We start from the raw sequence: 15,004 nt of genomic DNA, 5'->3' as shown, positions 1-15,004 counted from the left end.
CGTCCAAGAAACTCACTGAAAGAGTGAGCGGCACAACCATAAAGATGGGCAGTAGAAAAGCTACCGCAACTTCTTAGTTTGTTGATACATGTCTGTGTAAAACAAGAGAATGTTACTTTCATAATAATAATAATTTAAAAAGTGAATTACAAAAATACAAATCAAAAACCAATAAAAAGAAAGTACAAACCCATTTACAATTAAATAACAGACGAATCTTTGGTATTTAAGTACAGATTATATTAGGTCTATTCAAAATAATAGACAAAGCCGGGGAAAGCAAATTTATTTTATAGTTATGTATATTGCTATCTGCGGGAGACTTTGAAGTTTATTCTTTGAGGATTGATTGAGTACGCTTGCGTGTTATTCTCTCGCAGATCACGCAGAGGAATGCAGCAGGGCTGCATTATTTCGCAGAGAAAGACAGTTTGGTGTGATTAATGTTATTATTATTGTTTCGTCAGCGATTATCTGCGCCATAATATTCACTTAGGCTTACTCAATTAATTTGCATGAACTTCTGACATATAATGAGGGTAGGGAATTTTAGGGGGTGATTATATCAAATTGCTCTTATAATGAATATAATCTTTTCAAAAAGCTTGTATTTCCCTTTTTTATGACTATATTTGCAACCAGAACATTAATTGAAGATAAAAAATAACATTTTGTTATATATATGCTATTTTATTTATCAATTATGTTATGATACAACCTAATTAAGTTAATTCATGATGTTGGAAAAAGAAATATATCTGGTTCTAACGTTATTAAATGCATTGAAATATGAAACGAATTTATTTTTTAGTCTTGTTGTCAATTGTAAGCCTGTCTGCTTTTACGCAACATGTTAGCGGATTAGACAAAAGCGTGAAAAAAATGATGAAGCAAGCTGAAAGCAATATACCAGATTTTCATCGTAAATCTGTCACGGTATTATATCCTATATATAACGTATTTATCAAAAAAGAGTGTCATAAGATGACTTTCTCTCAGATTCCTACTTATAGTCAGTTTGAGAAATACTTGGATTTTGACCATATAAAACTTGATCATATTTTGGCGAAGACTCCTGAAGGTATATGGGATTTTGCAAGCATATGTGATAGTTATAATTCTTTTTACCATTCCAAAAGTGCGAATAGTAGAATATTTGATTATTTGGATAGCATTAAGCCTGATCGTGTGTATAAACTTTTCGGCCGAAGCTATTTGATACTGATAGAAAAAAATGGTCATTGCTATTTAATTAAGGAGATAAACAAGCAGTATCAGCCATGCGAATTAATTGATTTTATTCCTGATATTGCATATTTCAATACGTGGTATTTTCCTAACGAGACAAAAAAGAGTCCAATCAATGCAAACTAAATTCTAATTTATTGTTTCAAGGATAATGTCATAGGATAACGACCTAATGAAACAAAAAAAACGAACTTCATTATGCTTTTGCAACCTAGTTGCAAGAAAGAGTTTGTATATTTGCACAACATAACAAAAATAGTTTGTATAAATAATGAGATTTTTAACAGTCATATTCACCGTCTACATTATGCTGCTGGCAATAGTTCCTTGCCATTGTGATACTGCAAATGGAGATTGCTCGGAAACCAAATTGGTATCAGAGATTACTGTTGACAATCATACAACCTATAAATATGTGGATTTGTGTACGCCATTTTGTATTTCGTCTGGATGTGTACATGCTCCTATATTCTTCTTGCCATCTAGCCATGTTGTATTTAATAAGACAGCAGTAGTGATTGATAAAATGTTTGTTTATCAAGATGAAACGCCTGTTGGATATCATGGCACTTTTTGGCATCCGCCAGTAATGTAATAACAGATACTTTATTGTTATGAACATCCGCATTTATATGATTATAGATGCGTTGATAATTGTGTCGTTATACATAAAAATCTTATGAAATGTTTCAGAAAATAATCGATTATTCAATAAAGAATAAATTGGTTGTTGGCATCATGACGTTAGCTCTCATTGTATGGGGAGTCGTGTCTTTGAGCCAATTGCCGTTTGACTCTACACCGGATATTACAAATAATCAGGTGCAGGTAATTACACAAGCTCCAACACTTGGGGCGCAGGAAGTAGAACAATATGTGACAACACCGCTTGAAATGTCGTTTGCCAATATTCCTGATATTATAGAACGTAGAAGTATCAGCAGAAGTGGACTGAGCGTAGTGACATTGGTGTTTTGTGACAATGTAGACATATACTGGGCACGTCAGCAGGTAAGTCAACAGATGAAAGAGGCTGAGGAACAGATTCCTTCAGGTGCAGGTAAAGTGAGTCTTGCACCAATCAGTACTGGACTTGGAGAGATCTACCAATACACAATTCATCCAAAGAAAGGATACGAAAAGAAGTTTACGCTGACTGATATACGAACAGTGCAAGACTGGATTGTGCGCAAGCAGTTTGCCGGTACAGAAGGAGTGGCAGAAGTAAATGGATGGGGTGGATATGTGAAGCAATATGAGGTGGCAATAAACAGTGATAGGCTGGCTTCGTTTGGCCTTACTGTGAGCGACCTTTATAATGCGATAGAAAAGAACAACAAGAATACTGGTGGAAGCTATATAGAACAAGGTAACAACCAATATTTCATACGAGGAATAGGATTGGCACACACGCTTGAAGACATTCGACAGATACCAGTGAAGACGGTTAACAGTATACCTGTTCATGTGGAAGATGTAGCGGATGTGCGTTTCGGTACTGCCATGAGGTATGGAGCTGTGACGAGAAACGGCGAAGGGGAAGTTGTAAGCGGTATCACACTGATGTTGAAAGGAGAGAACTTTCAGCAGGTGATGAAAAACGTGAAAGCTCGTGTGGCTCAGATTCAGAAAACTCTGCCAAAGGGATTGGTGATAGAACCATTTATAGATAGAACGCAATTAGTGGATAGAGTAACGGCGACGATATCACGCAATCTTGTAGAGGGATTATTGATCGTGATGTTCATTCTTGTGCTATTTCTTGGTAATGCTCGTGCAGGACTGGTTGTAGCATCAGTGATTCCACTGTCAATGCTATTCGCCTTTGGAATGATGAAGGTGTTTGGCGTTGGTGGAAACCTCATGAGTCTGGGTGCTCTGGATTTTGGTATTATTGTAGACGGAGCAGTTATCATTGTGGAATGCGTGAGTAATTATGTAGCCACACATGGGGTGAAGTTCGGGAGAAAGCGACTCTCGCAAGCCGACATGGACAAGGTTGTGACACATAGCGCAGGAAAGATGATGAGTAGTGCTGCTTTTGGTGAAATCATCATCATGACGGTTTATGTTCCGCTCTTCACATTGGTTGGCATCGAAGGTAAGATGTTCAGACCAATGGCAATGACGGTATTCTTCGCAGTGCTTGGTGCATTTATCTTGTCGCTTACCTATGTTCCAGTAGCCAGTTCGCTATTTCTCTCAAAGAACGTGAAGCAAAAGGAGAATTTCTCTGACCGTATGATACAGGCTATACAACGATTCTATTATCCGATCGTTAGAATGAGTCTTAAACATTGCAAGACGATCATTGTTTCTGGTGTGGCATTGCTGGCGTTGTCTTTACTGATATTCAGTAGGATGGGCGGTGAATTTATTCCTAATCTTGAAGAAGGTGACCTGTGTGCCGAACTGAGTATGAAACAAGGTACATCATTAACTAAAATGATAGAGTCGACTACTGCAGCAGAAAAGATTCTGAAGAAGCAGTTTCCTGAAATCAATCAGGTGGTGACACGTATAGGTAGTTCGGAAATACCCACAGACCCAATGCCAATGGAACGAGCAGACATGATGATTTCGCTGAAGCCAAAAGACGAATGGACTAGCGCGAAGACACAGGCAGAGTTGTCTGACAGGATGGAAGAAGCCATGAGCAAGGTTGATGGGTTAAACATAGAAATGTCGCAACCGATACAAATGCGCACCAACGAATTGGTGACAGGCGTGAAACAAGATGTGGCGATAAACATATATGGTAATAGCATTGATTCTCTGGCGAGCATATCAAAACACGTGGCAAAGATCATCAATGATGTTGATGGGGTGGGAACACCGGTAGTAGAAAGAGTTTCAGGATTACCACAATTACAAGTGATTTATGATCGTGCACGTCTTTCAGCTTATGGCATATCAATAGAGGAAGCCAACAATACATTGCAATCGGCTTTTGCAGGTGCAACGGCGGGATCGATATTTGAAGAAGATAAGCGATTTGACATCGTGTTGAGACTGAATAAAGAAATACGTGACAATGTAGAGACCTTACAGAATCTGTTGCTCACTGTGCCCGATGGAAGTACGGTTCCGCTGTCGCAGGTCGCAGAAATAAAATATGTGAGTGCTCCGTCGCAGATTACCCATGATGAAGGTCAACGACGAATTTATGTAGGGTTTAATGTGCGTGGGCGAGATGTAGAAAGTACAATCAGTGATATTGAACATAAACTGGATGCAGAACTGAAGTTGCCGGTGGGGTATCACTATACATACGGCGGTCAGTTTGAAAATCTGAAGGAAGCAAAGTCAAAATTGTCTGTGGCAGTTCCGATAGCACTTGTGATTATACTGTTTCTGTTATTCTTCACCCTTAGGAGTTTGCGCGAAGTATTCATCGTATTCACTGAGATTCCACTTGCTGCAATTGGAGGAATTATGGCTCTATGGTTGCGAGGAATGCCATTCAGTATTTCGGCAGGTGTAGGGTTTATAGCGCTGTTCGGCGTAGTGGTGCTGAATGGTATCGTATTGATAAATCAGTTTGACGAGTTTGAACGTCATGGAATATCAGATATCAACAGAAGAATACTCAATGGATGTATGCTTAGGCTTCGCCCCGTGTTGATGACGGCACTAGTGGCATCGCTAGGATTTCTGCCTATGGCAATATCTACCGGTGATGGGGCAGAGGTGCAGCGGCCTTTGGCAACAGTAGTGATTGGTGGATTGTTGATATCCACAATACTTACCCTCGTCGTTTTGCCGGCAATATATAAACTGTATTCAAAGAAGAACAAACAACTATGAAAAGAATAATAATTATCGCGCTCGCCATTATCGGGATTTCGCAAAGCATGATGGCTCAGGAACGCCGAATGACTCTGAACGAAATACTGAAACTGGCGATGGAAAACAATCTAGGATTGCAAAGTTCGCGCATGGCAGTAGAGAGAGCTAGTGCATTGCAAGGAACGGCATTTAGTCCAGACCCAACATCAATAAGTCTTTCACAGGACCCCACGAGTGGAGGAAGTCCTGATAATGCAATCACAGTGAGTCAGAATATTGCACTTCCCAGTGTTTACTCTGCCCACAAGTCATTACTCAAAGCACAGACAAACGTGGAAAGAAGCCGATTGGCTGTTGACGAGAATGAACTGAGACGCGAGGTGAGCAGTGCTTTTTATGATTTGCTGTATGCCCACGACGTGCTGAATATCTATTCACGACAGAGCAGTATTTACAATGACTTCAATCGTGTGGCAGTGGCTAAGTTCAGCGCAGGCGAAACAGGACGATTGGAGCGGATGAACGCAGAGCGACTGAAACGTGAAAACGAAATAAAAAGTAAGAATGCAGAGAGAGACTTTCGCACAGCACAACTCAATTTGATGAAATGGTTGAATACCGATACGCTGATTATACCGATAGATTCTATTGATGACAAATCTGTGTTTCCGAGTAATCCGTATATCGAGTCGCCGCTTCTGATGCTTGCAAAGGCAGATGTAGACGTGGCTAATCGACAGTTGAAACTTGAAAAGAAAGGATATCTGCCAACGTTTTCAATTGGTGCAAGTGTTCAGGCTGTTATCAAAGGATTTAATCCTTATAATATAGACAGACGAGCCTATTCAAAAGGTGACTTTATGGGATTTTCTGTCGGAGTGAACATTCCGTTGGCATTTGGAGCACAGAAGGCCAGAATGAATGCAGCACGCAAAACTGTAGACATGGCTTCGCTGAATGCAAAGAATCAGGAGTACATGCTGAGAAAGGCTTATGAGGCGGCATATAATGACTACATCAGTGCGCAAAACTCTCTGGAGTATTATCAAACTCAAGGTGTGCCTCAGGCTCGTGAGATGGAACGTATTTCAAAGATAAGTTACGAAAACGGTTCGATAGGTTACGTGGAACTGATGCAGAATATGCAGAGCGCTGTTGACGTGTGGAAAGAATATGCTGACGCAGAGCGCAGATATAATAAAACAATTGTGGAATTAAATTATCTGAAAGGAGACAATAAATGAAAAAAATGAGTAGATATATAGTGATGCTTTTTGCAATAGCAGTGTTGGCATCATGTGGAAATGGTAAGAAGGAAGGTGTTAGCGAAAAGGCTAAGACAGAAAAAGCTGATGACGAGGCTACGGAAGAGAAAGAATCGGCAGATGCAGATCAGGCTCCGGATATAAATAAGACAAGCAATAGCGTGAGGATGACGGGTAAACTGGCATTGGATCCGCAGAATCGTGCTGATATCTCACCAATAGCAGGTGGAGTGGTGCGAAGAATACTTACACGAGAAGGATATCGAGTAGGGCGTGGGCAGATTGTTGCTTATATAGAAAACACAGAGGTTGTGGCTCTGCAACGTCAATATATAGCCGCAGTGAGTGAACGCTCAGCTGCACGACTGGAACTAAATCGCCAGATAACTCTTACAAGTCAGGGGGCAGGTGTTCAGAAAACTCTTCAGCAGGCAGAGGCTGCTTATGCTATGGCAAACGCAAGTGTGCTAGGTATTGGCAGACAACTGAGACAGTTGGGCGTGAATCCATCGTCGGTATCGTTGGGGCGTATCACAACACTGATACCAGTGAGTTCGCCAATCAGCGGAATTGTGGGTAAAATCAATATCAGTATGGGTAGTTATGTAGATATGACAACATCGTTGATGACCGTTGTTAACAATGTAAATCTGCATTGCGACATGAAGGCTTTTGAGAAAGACTTGCCAAAAGTGCGTATAGGACAGATAGTGAATGTATCGCTGACAAATAGTCCAATGGTTAAGTTTCGTGCACGTATCTACGATATTAATTCTACATTTGACGATGGTTCTAAATCAATCACTGTTCATGCAAAGATTATCAAGCAACCAGAATCAAAGTTGTTACCGGATATGTTTGTGACAGGTACCATTGAATGAAGTAAGTGAATTGATGTCTTCATTGTTTTGTGCCATATTTTGATTATGGCACAGAGCAATGGAAGTAATAAGTTTATATGCTATTGCTTGGCTGATGTTCGGCTTCAGCGATAAGAATTATAATAACATGATTAAGCTGCCGGCGGAGATAAACAATGCACCTAGAATGACTTTCAATGTTACAGGTTCTTTCAATATAATAAAAGAGAGTATTATTGTTATTACGACACTGAGTTTATCAATAGGGGCTACTTGTGACACATTTCCGTTTTGTAGTGCCTTGAAGTAGAAAAGCCATGAGAGTCCTGTTGCAGCACCAGACAGAATAAGAAAGATCCAAGTATGGCTTGTAATCTGTTTCATCTCTCCAAAATGATTGCCGATAACAACTATTCCCCAGGTAATAAACAATATTATCGTGGTTCGGATGGCGGTAGCTAAATCAGAATTAATATCCTTGACTCCGACTTTAGCAAAAATTGCAGTCAGTGCAGCAAAGCATGCTGACAATAAAGCATAATATTTCCACATATTTTTATATCTTGTTCCCTTCTTATTAGTTAGGAAATTATCTGTTTTAAAGATAATTTGATGCAAAGGTAGTGCTAAATTATATACTATTGCATGTTTTTTAAAAATTTAATATTACTTTTGTAACCGAATTAATTATTTAGGTATGAAGATATTATTAATGTTGTTGATTAGCTGTGTGACAACATGCAAGGCTATAGCACAGAATGACAGTCTGGAATACAGCAGCGCAAAAACTGTATATGTTGATAACACACATGATTTAAAACTAAAGCATTTTATAGTTCCTACTGTTTGTCTAGGTGTAGGAATATTGAGCATTGGAAGTGATTGGTTGAATCATCAAAACCATGAAATAAACGAAGAACTTCGAGAGGGCATTGATTCTAAATTTAGTATTGATGACTATTCACAATATGTGCCGGCATTGTCTGTCTACGGACTGAACCTTTGTGGAATAAAAGGTGTTCATGACTTTAAAGATAGAACAATGATATTAGCTATGTCAGCTATTATGATGGGCATCGTATCAAATACAATGAAACATACAATCAAAGAGATGCGTCCTGATGGAACAACAAATAATTCTTTTCCTTCAGGTCATACGGCTATGGCTTTTATGGGCGCAGAATTTTTATATCAGGAATATAAGAATGTGTCACCATGGATTGGCGTAGCTGGATATGCAGTGGCAGCAGGAACTGGATTCTTTAGAATGTATAACAATAGACATTGGTTGAATGATATCTTGGCTGGTGCAGGTATTGGTATATTGAGTACTAAATTCTCGTATTGGCTTTATCCTAAAATATTCAAGAATGCAGATTGCATGAAAAAGAAACGTAGTATGCAATTTGTTGCTATGCCATATTATGATGGCAATGGGGCAGGATGTGCCGGCTTAGTTAGATTCTAATGATGAATTTTAACTCAGTTTGTCACCTGAATGTTATAAAAAACGACATACTTGTTTATAGTTTCTTACAAATGTTAATCTGTGCAAAAGCACAGTGCTGTTTAAGTATTTGGAAGTTATATTTATGTACCTTTGCCACTAAATGCAGGATAGACATATAATACGGCATTTTGAACGCATAAATGAAAATTAGAATACTGAAATTTATCAAGTTATATATGGTTCTGGTGGGATTGTTCCTTATCCAGAAACCACTTTTTATGTTGGCTTATTATAAGCGTTTCTCTGACGTTGGCGTTATAGAATGGTTTAGAGTAATGCTTCATGGGTTACCACTTGATTTATCCATGTCGGGCTATCTTTGCGTATTACCTGGATTGCTGCTTATAGCAGCTATATGGACAAGGAGTAATGTACTGAAATGGATAGGACACGTATATATGGGAATAGTGGCACTGTTTATTTCTCTTACGTTTTGCCTGAATATAGCGTTGTATGAATACTGGGGATTTCCATTGGATTCAACACCGCTGTTTTATTTCTTCTCGTCACCTTCTGACGCCGTTGCAAGTGTGAGTGTGGTTACTGTTATCTTTGGTGTATTATTGGCATTGGCAATAGCCGTTGGCATATTCTATGCCTTGCGCTGGACTTTCCTTGAAAGGGATAAAAAACCACTCGGAAGTGGAGCATATAGGGTGAAGAGTACCGTGTTGATGACTGTATTGGTAGGACTTTTGTTTTTGCCTATTCGTGGTGGTATCACGGTTTCGGCTATGAATACCGGAGAAGTATATTTCAGCACTGATATGAAACTGAATCATGCAGCGGTAAATCCTTTTTTCAGTATCATGGAGAGTTTGAGTCATCAGGAAGATTTCGCTGAACAATATAGATTTATGGGCGGTAAGAAGGCTGATAAGCTCTTTGCCAAAATGATTTATACAAAGAGCGATTCCACAAAAGAGGTGATTAATAATGACCGACCAGATGTGTATATCGTAATCATGGAGAGCTTCTCTGAAGCCGTGATGAAAACCAATGCACTGCCGAATATAAACAAACTAAAGAACGAAGGTATATATTTCACCAACTTCTATGCCAACAGTTTTAGAACTGATCGTGGCACGTTGGCTATATTAAGCGGATATCCTGCACAGCCAACAATGAGTTTGATGAAATATCCAAAGAAGACAAACGATCTACCTTCTATATCAAAAAAGTTGGGTAAGGTTGGATATGGTCTCAAATATTACTATGGGGGTGATGCCGACTTTACAAATATGCGCTCGTACCTTACTAGTATGGGTTTTGCCGATATCGTTGCTGACGTTGATTTCCCTATTAATGAAAGACTAGGCAAATGGGGTGTGCCAGATCATCTTGTATTTAATAGATTGGAAAAAGACTTAAAGACAGAGAAGCAGACTAAGCAGCCAATGATGAGAGTGTTGCAGACAAGTAGTTCGCACGAGCCTTTTGACGTGCCATATCATAAGTTGGGTAACAAGGTGCTCAATGCTTTTGCTTATGCAGACAACAGTGTTGGAAACTTTATTTCATTCCTGAAGAAAAGCGGACGCTGGAAGAAGTCATTAGTTATCCTTGTTCCTGATCATTTGGGATGTTATCCTGAGGGTATTAGTAATTTTGAGATTAAACGATACCAGATTCCTATGATTTGGCTTGGTGGAGCGATAGACTCACCACAAAAGATAAATGTATATGGTTCGCAGCAAGATATAGCAGCTACTTTGCTAGGACAGTTGAAACTGAACCATTCTGACATAAAGTTCAGTAAGGATATGCTTGACGCAAAAGCTCCACACTTCGCATTCTTCACAGTTCCAGATGCATGGGGAATGGCGACAGCCGACAATCATATTATATATGATAACACATCAAACAAGATAATGCTTAATGAAGGCAAGCGAAAAAGCCTTCTGCTAAACAGTGGAAAAGCATATCTTCAAAAACTATATGACGATATTTCTAAAAGATGATAGTTGAATTACTAGATATTATGCAGGAACTGAAGTCTGTTGATACTTCAATATTCCTTGCCGTAAACGGTTGCCACAATTCGTATTGGGACACGTTCATGTGGTTGGTCAGCGGCAGATTGATTTGGGTACCACTTTATTTATCATTGCTATACGTGATGTTGCGCAACTACTCGCCAAAAGTGGTTTTTGGTATATTGCTTACTGTGGGAGTGATAATCCTGTTTACTGATAGTTTTAGCTCACATATCATTCGTCCCTGGGCAGCACGTCTACGACCAAGTAACTTGCAAAATCCAATTAGTAGTATGGTGCACATTGTGGACGGACATCGTGGTGGAAGATACGGTTTGCCATCATCACACGCAAGTAACACGTGGGGACTTGTGTTCTTCATGGCTTATCTTCTACGGCGTCATTGGCTGACTGGTTTTCTTGCGGTATGGGCTGTGATAGTCTGTTATAGCAGAATGTATCTTGGTGTACATTATTTCGGTGATCTCGTAATTGGTACTTTGTTCGGATTGGTTGGCTCTTCTATTGTATATTATGTATTTCAGCGACTGAGCGGAAAGAAATATGCACAAGACCTTAAACAGATTTATGTGCCAATATGTGTTGGACTTTCAACTTTTGTGATAATAATCATAACATCTATTTTCTATAGAGTATGACAATAGAGCCAATAGCATATTTTCACTCTCCGTTTAATTCTAAATTTGGTATTCCCAAACAAAGCGGTATTATTGAAAGCCTCAAAGGATACATCGTTTTTGAGCCAAAATTTAGAAACGCTGATGCTTTAAGGGGGATGGAAGGCTTTGACTATATTTGGCTTATATGGGAGTTTTCGGCAAATAAAGATTATTCGTCAAGTCTTATGGTAAGGCCTCCAAGATTGGGGGGTAATGAAAAGGTTGGCGTGTTTGCAAGTCGTAGTCCTTTCAGACCAAACAAATTGGGACTGTCTTCTGTAAAGATAGACTTTATAGATTATGATGACAAAGACGGACCGATAATACATGTTCTCGGAGCAGACATTATGGACGGAACTCCTATTTATGATATTAAACCTTATGTTACTTATGCGGATTCGCATGATAACGCAAGATGCGGTTTTGTTGATAGAAACAAATGGACAAAACTGGATGTTGCCATCACTGATGACGATAGGGTAAAGCTTATCCAAGCAGGAATGAATGAAGAGTTGATTGCCGAACTTACAGAGGTGATAAGTGAAGATCCTCGTCCACAATATCAGGATGATAAAGATAAGGTTTACGGTATGAGTTTTGCCGGACTTGATGTTCACTTTGTAGTGAGTTCTGGTAAGGCTGCACTTATCTGGTAACTATTTTTTTGCAATTTTGTCCTATTTTTACATGCGTTGTAAATGCCCGTTTGAAAAGATTTGTTTAACTTTGCATGTCATAAAAGAAAAGGAAAATGAAACCGATAAATAAGTTCAATAAGTATATAGTTTTGGCTTTTGCTGTGGCTCTTTTCGTAGGATGTAAGGGTGGTGATAATAAAAAGGCAAAGGAAAATACTGTTCAGAGAAAAGATATACCTGTAGACAAGGATTTGCGTAGTAAATTGAATGAGTTTGCTACAAAACCAAGAACAAAGGGTAATTTTGCTTTCTCTGTTTATGACCTTACAGCAGATAAACCTGTTTACGGATATGATGAAAACAAGACATTACCTGTTGCGTCATGCCTTAAATTGCTTAGTGGTGTGGCTGGACTTCATTTGTTGGGTACTCATTATATGTATGCCACGTCTCTTTATACCAGAGGAAAAATAGATAATGGCACTCTTCATGGCGATATTGCTTTTAAGTGTGGACTGGATCCACAACTTAATGAACCTGATTTGGCGATGTTTACAAAGCAGTTGGCAAAGAAGGGTATTCAGAAAGTTGACGGTAAACTTGTTGTCGACCTTGTCTTAAAAGATCCTGTAAAGAGCGAACAGCATTGGTATCCCTGGGATTTGTCGTTCTCTAAATATGGCTTGTTCTATAAAGGTTCTCCAAAGGTGATGAAGGCATTGAAGGCAGCATTGCTGAAGCAAGGCATTCATTTGGCAGATAGTCAGGTTGTGCTTGCTAGAGTTCCGAAAGGCTCAAAGTGTCTTTTCCGTTTCCGTCGTCCTGTTGAACCAGTAATCAGACGTATGTGGAAGAACAGTTCAAACACTCAGGCTACATCATTATTATATACTATCGGTCACCACATCAATCCAAAGGGAGTTCCTACTGTTGTAGGTGTTGAATATCTTAAAAAGTTCCTCAAACAAGAACTTAAACAGACCAATAAAGCGATTGTTGTTCACGACGGATGCGGATTGTGTATTCATAATCATCTTTCTCCGGCTGTACTTGTTGCTGTATTGCGCTATGGATATATCCACAAACCTATTCATAAAGTGTTGATGCGTGAACTTTCTATATCAGGAGTCGACGGCACTTTGCGCAGTGAGATGAATAGTCCTAAATTGAAAGGATTAGTACATGGCAAAACGGGAACACTTTCACACCCTTATGGTATCAGTTCACTTGCAGGATATTGCACGGGTGGAAATGGACATTTGTTGGCATTCTCTATTGTAGACAGCGAAATGTCAGTGCTTGATGCACGAGTGCTGCAAAAACGTCTTTGCGAAGCACTCGTGAATAAGAATAAAGATTAACGTGCGGGATATGTGACAAGTTTAACATTGTCTAACTTGATGTCACAATCGGTGTCAATATCTTTTGCCTTGTTGGTGTAGAAAATTGTAGAATTGCTGATTGTGATGTCGTGAATCATTCCCTTCTCACCATGAGCTGTTATTCCATTTCTTGCGTCACGGCATATAACATTTGATATGTGAATGTCTTCAAAGTTAGGCACAAAATCCATAGCAACTGCCATGCCTGGCTTTTTGCTTCCTACGTGATTATCAAAATAGGTGGTTTCAAAAACTATTGCGTCGTCTTTTATATCGCTCATATAGATGTTGCTGATATAAATGTTTTCGGTGGTTCCTCCACGTCCTATGGCACTCTTGAAGCGAAGCCCTGTATCAGTTCCGCTGAAAGTATTGTTGTTCACAAAGATATTCTTCATTCCACCAGAAAATTCACTACCTATTACAAATCCTCCATGTGCATGATACACCTTGTTATCCTGTATATTGATGTTTTCGCATGGACCGTTTTCAAGTCCAGACTTTCCAGCACCACCTTTCATGCATATACCGTCATCGCCAGCATCAATAGTATTGTTTATGATAAGAACGTTGCTGCAGTTGCCAACGTCTATTCCATCCCCATTCTGTGCATTCCAGGGACAGCGTACTGTTACTCCGTCTATAATCACGTTATTGCATCTTTGAGGAACAATATGGAACTTAGGTGAGTTCTGTATCGTTACGCCCTGAATGAGTACATTCTCACATGCTGTAAGTCTTATAAGGTGAGTGCGCATGTTCTCTTGTGCTTCAGCAGAGTTTGCAATATTATCGAAGTTTTTTAAGTTGTATGGATACCATAGTTCTCCGTTTGCAGAAACAGTTCCACCTAGTAGCTTAAATTGGTTCCATTCAGCATCGCTAACCTTTGAATGTTTCACAACTCTCCACCATTTACCATTACCGTCAATAGTGCCTTCACCAGTTATTGATATGTTCTTGCGATTGCTTGCGTTGATACCAGGAGTAGGTTTGTTGTCAGTCGCTCCGTCTTCAGTCTTGAAATGATCTTTCTTGTCAGGAGAAAGCAGAATCATGGCATTGCGCTCTATGTGAAGATCGATATTATCTTTGAGTGAAATCAAACCAGTGAGATATATTCCCGCAGGAACATTAAGATGTCCTCCTCCAAGTTTGCTTAACTTACTTATTGCTTTTTGGAATGCAAGGGTATTCATCGTTATTCCGTCACCAATACCTCCACATTCTGTAATTGAAACATTATTGTCAGGAATTGTAGGCGCGACAACTGTTTGCATAGGCTTTGGTAATCCTTGATAGTATTTTGCATAATTGTTTCCGCCAAATGCAGCCATACTGATGATTAGAGAAAGACAGAATAAGATGTATTTTTTCATTTGTTTTATTATTAAGTTTGTTTATTGTAAAAATGATATTGCAAATATAGTATAAAACAAATGTTATTATGCGGTAGGATATTATCTTTTAAGAGATAATAACAAACAGACAACAAAAAAGCTCGATACAAAAAATGTATCGAGCTTTTTGTGGTACCACCAGGAATCGAACCGGGGACACAAGGATTTTCAGTCCTTTGCTCTACCAACTGAGCTATGGCACCTTGTTGCTTAATTGCGGGTGCAAAGGTATGAATTAAATTGTAAATTAAAGAAT

Annotated in this window: 12 protein-coding genes and 1 tRNA gene; 10 read left to right on the top strand and 3 right to left on the bottom strand. The window is 39.2% G+C overall.

Going from position 1 to position 15,004, the window contains the following annotated elements; translation table 11 throughout:
* Positions 1–789: 789 nt before the first annotated feature.
* The 5 genes from B045_RS0108100 (at position 790) to B045_RS0108080 (ending at position 7,183) form a co-directional block, all read left to right on the top strand.
* Positions 790–1,374, top strand: a complete 585-nt coding sequence (locus B045_RS0108100) for a hypothetical protein (RefSeq protein ID WP_154650132.1) — start codon at positions 790–792, stop codon at positions 1,372–1,374.
* 145 nt (positions 1,375–1,519) lie between these two features.
* Positions 1,520–1,843 (top strand): DUF6660 family protein, encoded by a 324-nt coding sequence (locus tag B045_RS0108095; RefSeq protein ID WP_018463772.1) that lies wholly within the window; start codon positions 1,520–1,522, stop codon positions 1,841–1,843.
* Between the two features lie 89 nt (positions 1,844–1,932).
* Positions 1,933–5,055, top strand: a complete 3,123-nt coding sequence (locus B045_RS0108090; protein ID WP_026234372.1) for an efflux RND transporter permease subunit — start codon at positions 1,933–1,935, stop codon at positions 5,053–5,055.
* Positions 5,052–6,281: a TolC family protein gene (locus B045_RS0108085; protein WP_026234371.1), complete on the top strand. Its 1,230-nt coding sequence runs from the start codon at positions 5,052–5,054 to the stop codon at positions 6,279–6,281. The genes B045_RS0108090 and B045_RS0108085 overlap by 4 nt, the downstream gene beginning before the upstream one ends.
* A gap of 5 nt (positions 6,282–6,286) precedes the next feature.
* Positions 6,287–7,183, top strand: coding sequence for an efflux RND transporter periplasmic adaptor subunit (locus tag B045_RS0108080; protein WP_238312189.1), 897 nt, complete (start codon positions 6,287–6,289; stop codon positions 7,181–7,183).
* 117 nt (positions 7,184–7,300) lie between these two features.
* On the opposite strand, the gene B045_RS0108075 is transcribed toward B045_RS0108080, so the two are convergent.
* On the bottom strand, positions 7,301–7,714 hold the full coding sequence (locus B045_RS0108075) for an EamA family transporter (protein ID WP_025884171.1): 414 nt from the start codon (positions 7,712–7,714) through the stop codon (positions 7,301–7,303).
* A 145-nt stretch (positions 7,715–7,859) separates the two neighbouring features.
* Between B045_RS0108075 and B045_RS0108070 the strand changes: the two genes are divergently transcribed.
* The 5 genes from B045_RS0108070 (at position 7,860) to B045_RS0108050 (ending at position 13,327) form a co-directional block, all read left to right on the top strand.
* Positions 7,860–8,630: a phosphatase PAP2 family protein gene (locus B045_RS0108070; protein ID WP_018463769.1), complete on the top strand. Its 771-nt coding sequence runs from the start codon at positions 7,860–7,862 to the stop codon at positions 8,628–8,630.
* 182 nt (positions 8,631–8,812) lie between these two features.
* Positions 8,813–10,633: an LTA synthase family protein gene (locus B045_RS0108065; protein WP_018463768.1), complete on the top strand. Its 1,821-nt coding sequence runs from the start codon at positions 8,813–8,815 to the stop codon at positions 10,631–10,633.
* Positions 10,630–11,307 carry a phosphatase PAP2 family protein gene (locus B045_RS0108060; protein ID WP_018463767.1) on the top strand — a complete coding sequence of 226 codons (678 nt, stop codon included), beginning with the start codon at positions 10,630–10,632 and terminating at the stop codon, positions 11,305–11,307. The genes B045_RS0108065 and B045_RS0108060 overlap by 4 nt, the downstream gene beginning before the upstream one ends.
* On the top strand, positions 11,304–11,984 hold the full coding sequence (tsaA, locus tag B045_RS0108055) for a tRNA (N6-threonylcarbamoyladenosine(37)-N6)-methyltransferase TrmO (protein ID WP_018463766.1): 681 nt from the start codon (positions 11,304–11,306) through the stop codon (positions 11,982–11,984). The genes B045_RS0108060 and tsaA overlap by 4 nt, the downstream gene beginning before the upstream one ends.
* 95 nt (positions 11,985–12,079) lie before the next feature.
* Entirely contained in the window at positions 12,080–13,327 is a 1,248-nt protein-coding gene (locus tag B045_RS0108050) for a D-alanyl-D-alanine carboxypeptidase/D-alanyl-D-alanine-endopeptidase (RefSeq protein WP_018463765.1), read from the top strand.
* On the opposite strand, the gene B045_RS0108045 is transcribed toward B045_RS0108050, so the two are convergent.
* Both B045_RS0108045 and B045_RS0108040 read right to left on the bottom strand, forming a co-directional pair.
* Positions 13,324–14,727, bottom strand: coding sequence for a glycoside hydrolase family 28 protein (locus B045_RS0108045; protein WP_018463764.1), 1,404 nt, complete (start codon positions 14,725–14,727; stop codon positions 13,324–13,326). The genes B045_RS0108050 and B045_RS0108045 overlap by 4 nt on opposite strands.
* A 151-nt stretch (positions 14,728–14,878) precedes the next feature.
* Positions 14,879–14,951 (bottom strand) — tRNA-Phe (locus B045_RS0108040).
* Positions 14,952–15,004: the final 53 nt, after the last annotated feature.

Source organism: Segatella paludivivens DSM 17968 = JCM 13650 (assembly GCF_000373185.1).
Lineage (GTDB): Bacteria > Bacteroidota > Bacteroidia > Bacteroidales > Bacteroidaceae > Prevotella > Prevotella paludivivens.
The sequence above is the reverse complement of the archived record's forward strand: the minus strand, read 5'-3'. Positions and strand labels throughout refer to the sequence as shown.

Coding starts and splice junctions, on each gene's coding strand:
- B045_RS0108100 (WP_154650132.1), top strand. CDS start 790: ATGAAACGAATTTATTTTTTAGTCTTGTTGTCAATTGTAAGCCTGTCT.
- B045_RS0108095 (WP_018463772.1), top strand. CDS start 1,520: ATGAGATTTTTAACAGTCATATTCACCGTCTACATTATGCTGCTGGCA.
- B045_RS0108090 (WP_026234372.1), top strand. CDS start 1,933: ATGTTTCAGAAAATAATCGATTATTCAATAAAGAATAAATTGGTTGTT.
- B045_RS0108085 (WP_026234371.1), top strand. CDS start 5,052: ATGAAAAGAATAATAATTATCGCGCTCGCCATTATCGGGATTTCGCAA.
- B045_RS0108080 (WP_238312189.1), top strand. CDS start 6,287: ATGAGTAGATATATAGTGATGCTTTTTGCAATAGCAGTGTTGGCATCA.
- B045_RS0108075 (WP_025884171.1), bottom strand. CDS start 7,714: ATGTGGAAATATTATGCTTTATTGTCAGCATGCTTTGCTGCACTGACT.
- B045_RS0108070 (WP_018463769.1), top strand. CDS start 7,860: ATGAAGATATTATTAATGTTGTTGATTAGCTGTGTGACAACATGCAAG.
- B045_RS0108065 (WP_018463768.1), top strand. CDS start 8,813: ATGAAAATTAGAATACTGAAATTTATCAAGTTATATATGGTTCTGGTG.
- B045_RS0108060 (WP_018463767.1), top strand. CDS start 10,630: ATGATAGTTGAATTACTAGATATTATGCAGGAACTGAAGTCTGTTGAT.
- tsaA (WP_018463766.1), top strand. CDS start 11,304: ATGACAATAGAGCCAATAGCATATTTTCACTCTCCGTTTAATTCTAAA.
- B045_RS0108050 (WP_018463765.1), top strand. CDS start 12,080: ATGAAACCGATAAATAAGTTCAATAAGTATATAGTTTTGGCTTTTGCT.
- B045_RS0108045 (WP_018463764.1), bottom strand. CDS start 14,727: ATGAAAAAATACATCTTATTCTGTCTTTCTCTAATCATCAGTATGGCT.